Source organism: Streptomyces sp. NPDC104381 (assembly GCF_055583745.1).
The window spans coordinates 1-3,508 of the sequence record NZ_JBVJNK010000003.1 but is presented as its reverse complement, the minus strand read 5'-3'; the positions used below and the strand labels follow the sequence as shown (position 1 = coordinate 3,508).

The following is a 3,508-nucleotide window of genomic DNA, read 5'->3' as shown; positions in this document are numbered from 1 at the left end:
GCCGCATTGCCCCAATTGGTGCCCTTTTGTGCGGGGGCGGCGCATGGGCCCCCCCGGTGGGTCGGCCCCCGCGGTACACGGCTTCCGGAACGACGGCTCGATCGCTCAGTCCCCGGCGCTGTCCACGACCGCCGCCCACTCGTCGAGCAGTGCCTGGGCGGAGGCGTCGTCGGGGCCCTCGGCCCACAGGTGCGTGACCGCTTCCGCGCGGTCGGGCAGCACCATCACCCAGCGGCCGTCCGTCTCGACCACGCGGACGCCGTCGGTGGTGTCCACACTGCGCTCCCCCGCGGCCTCCACGACCCGCCGCATGACGAGCCCCTTGACCGCCCACGGGGTGGCGAGGTCCCTGCGCAGCACATGGGCACGCGGGATCCGGGCGTCGATCTGGCTGAGGGTGAGCTGTGTCCTGGCCACCAGGCCGATGAGCCTGACGAAGGCCGCCGCACCGTCGAAGACGCTGCTGAACTCGGGGATGATGAACCCGCCGCGGCCGTCACCGCCGAAGATCGTGCCGTCCTCGCGGCCCACCCGGGTCAGGTCGTCGGGTGAGGTCGTCGTCCAGTCCACCTGTGTGCCGTGGTACGCCGCCACCTGCTCGGCGACGCGCGTCGTCGTCACCGGCAGGGCGACCCTTCCGCTCCTCCGCTCGGCCGCCACCAGGTCGAGCATGACCAGCAGGGCCCGGTCGTCCTCGATGATGCGGCCGCGCTCGTCCACGAGGGAGAGCCGCTCACCGACGGGGTCGAACCGGACGCCGAAGGCGGCCCGTGCGGACGACACGATCTCCCCGAGGCGTACGAGCCCGGCCCGCCGGGACTCGGCGGACTCCGTGGGGCGGGACTCGTCGAGCCCGGGGTTGATCGTCAGCGCGTCCACACCGAGGCGTCCGAGCAGGCTCGGCAGAACGAGCCCGGCACTGCCGTTGGAGGCGTCGACGACCACCTTGAGACCGGCGTCGGCGATGCCGCTCGTGTCGACGTTGCGGAGCAGGGAGCCCGTGTAGGAGTCGAAGACGCTCGACGGGAAGTGGAGGTCGCCGATCTCGCCGGGGAAGGCACGGCGGAACTCCTGACGGGCGTAGACGCGGTCGAGCTTCTTCTGACGTGCCTGGGAGAGGTCCGCTCCCCGCTCGTCGAAGAACATGATGTCGACCGAGTCCGGCACCCCCGGAGACGTACGGATCATGATTCCGCCGGCGCTGCCCCGCGCGGTCTGCTGCCGGGCGACCGGCAGCGGCACGTTCTCGAGGTCGCGGACGTCGATGGCGCTGGCCTGAAGAGCCGAGATGACCGCGCGCTTCAGGGCACGCGCACCACGGGAGTGGTCACGGGCCGTCGTGACGGTCGCGCCCTTCTTGAGAGTCGTGGCGTACGCGCCGGCGAGCCGGACGGCGAGCTCCGGGGTGATCTCCACGTTCAGGATCCCGGAGACACCGCGGGCGCCGAAGAGGTGCGCCTGTCCGCGCGACTCCCAGATCACCGAGGTGTTGACGAAGGCACCGGCCTCGATGGTCTTGAAGGGGTAGACCCGGACGTTGCCCTGAATGATCGATTCTTCGCCGACGAGGCATTCGTCGCCGATCACGGCGCCGTCCTCGATACGCGAGGCCCGCATGATGTCGGTGTTCTTACCGATCACACAGCCGCGCAGATTGCTGTGCTCGCCGATGAAGACGTTGTCGTGCACGACCGCACGGTGCAGGAAGGCACCTGATTTCACGACGACGTTGGAGCCGATGACGGTGTGCTCGCGGATCTCCGCGCCGGCCTCGATCTTGGCGTAGTCACCGATGTACAGCGGTCCGCGCAGTACGGCGTCGGGATGGACGTCCGCGCCTTCCGCGACCCAGACGCCGGGCGAGATCTCGAAGCCGTCCAGCTCCACGTCGACCTTGCGCTCCAGCACGTCGGCCTGGGCCTTCACATAGCTTTCGTGCGTGCCGACGTCCTCCCAGTAGCCCTCTGCGATGTAGCCGCAGATCAGCTTGCCATCCTTCATGAGCTGCGGGAACACATCCCCTGACCAGTCCACGGAGGTGTCGGCCTGGACGTAGTCGAAGACCTCGGGCTCCATGACGTAGATGCCCGTGTTCACCGTGTCCGAGAAGACCTGCCCCCAGGTCGGCTTCTCCAGGAAACGCTCGACTTTCCCTTCCTCGTCCACAATCGTGATCCCGAATTCAAGAGGATTCGGGACCCGGGTGAGGCACACCGTGACGAGTGCGCCCTTCTCCTTGTGGAATGCGATGAGGTCCGTGAGGTCGAAGTCGGTGAGGGCGTCGCCGGAAATCACCAGGAAGGTGTCGTCCTTCAGGGCTTCTTCGGCGTTCTTCACGCTTCCTGCGGTACCGAGTGGCTTCTCCTCGTTCGCATAGCTGAGCTCCATCCCGAGCTCTTCGCCGTCGCCGAAGTAATTCTTGACGAGGGAGGCGAGGAACTGGACCGTGACCACGGTCTCGTTGAGCCCATGCCGTTTGAGCAGCCGCAGCACATGCTCCATGATCGGCCGGTTGGCCACGGGCAGGAGCGGCTTGGGCATGCTTGAGGTCATGGGGCGAAGGCGTGTGCCTTCACCGCCTGCCATCACGACGGCCTTCATGTCGGAAACGTCCTCCTCGAAGAGACGACGGTCTGGCCGACTTCACCCGTCGGGGCACCACAACAGCATCCGGTGCGGACCGGCGACACTGCACGGCTCCGCATCAACGAGCTAATCGGCTACTTGATCCGCCTTGACCAGACGGCGGACCTGGACCACGTAGAGGATCCCTGCCCACCAATAGAGGGTTGTACCCCAACCAGCGAACGCCCATCCGAAAATGGTGCCCAGCGAAGCAAGCCAACCACTTCCGTCGCTGAGCAGCAACAAGGGGAAGGCGTACATCAGGTTGAATGTTGCAGCTTTCCCGAGGAAGTTGACCTGGGGCGGCGGATAGCCGTGCCGACGCAGGATTCCCACCATGACGAGGAGCATCAGCTCACGGGCGAGGAGAGCCGCTGTCAGCCAGAGCGGCAGGATCTCCCGCCAGGTGAGCCCCACGAGGGTGGAAAGAATGTAGAGGCGGTCCGCGGCCGGGTCCAGGAGCCGGCCGAGGCTGCTGATCTGATTCCACCGGCGGGCGAGCTTGCCGTCGAGGTAGTCACTGATCCCGCTCAGCATCAGGACCAGCAGGGCCCAGCCGTCACTGTTGGGCCCGCCGAACACGGGGCGGAGAATCAGCCACAGGAAGAGCGGTACGCCGACGAGGCGGGCCATGCTGAGGATGTTGGGGATGGTGAGTACTCGGTCCGTCTGAACTCGAGTCTCCTGGACCTCCACCCGGGGGCCTCCTGTGAAGAACGTGCCAATGATGCCCCCTGACCTTACCCTCAGCCCCCGGGCTCCCGTGCACAGGGGTCCGAAGGCGGCCGGTAAACGCAGAAAAGCCCCGTGCCACAAGGGCACGGGGCTAGTCCGCAATAATTGTTCGGCGGCGTCCTACTCTCCCACAGGGTCCCCCCTGCAG

2 protein-coding genes are annotated in these 3,508 nt (G+C 66.9%); both read right to left on the bottom strand.

What is annotated here, in order from left to right:
* Positions 1-105: 105 nt before the first annotated feature.
* Positions 106-2,601, bottom strand: a complete 2,496-nt coding sequence (locus ACZ607_RS09555) for a sugar phosphate nucleotidyltransferase (RefSeq protein ID WP_469733470.1) — start codon at positions 2,599-2,601, stop codon at positions 106-108.
* Positions 2,602-2,712: 111 nt separating this feature from the next.
* Positions 2,713-3,321 (bottom strand): CDP-alcohol phosphatidyltransferase family protein, encoded by a 609-nt coding sequence (locus ACZ607_RS09550; RefSeq protein WP_014157479.1) that lies wholly within the window; start codon positions 3,319-3,321, stop codon positions 2,713-2,715.
* Between the last annotated feature and the right edge of the window lie 187 nt (positions 3,322-3,508).

Excerpts from the sequence above, each read along its gene's own strand:
- ACZ607_RS09555 (WP_469733470.1), bottom strand. The coding sequence starts at position 2,601 with ATGAAGGCCGTCGTGATGGCAGGCGGTGAAGGCACACGCCTTCGCCCC.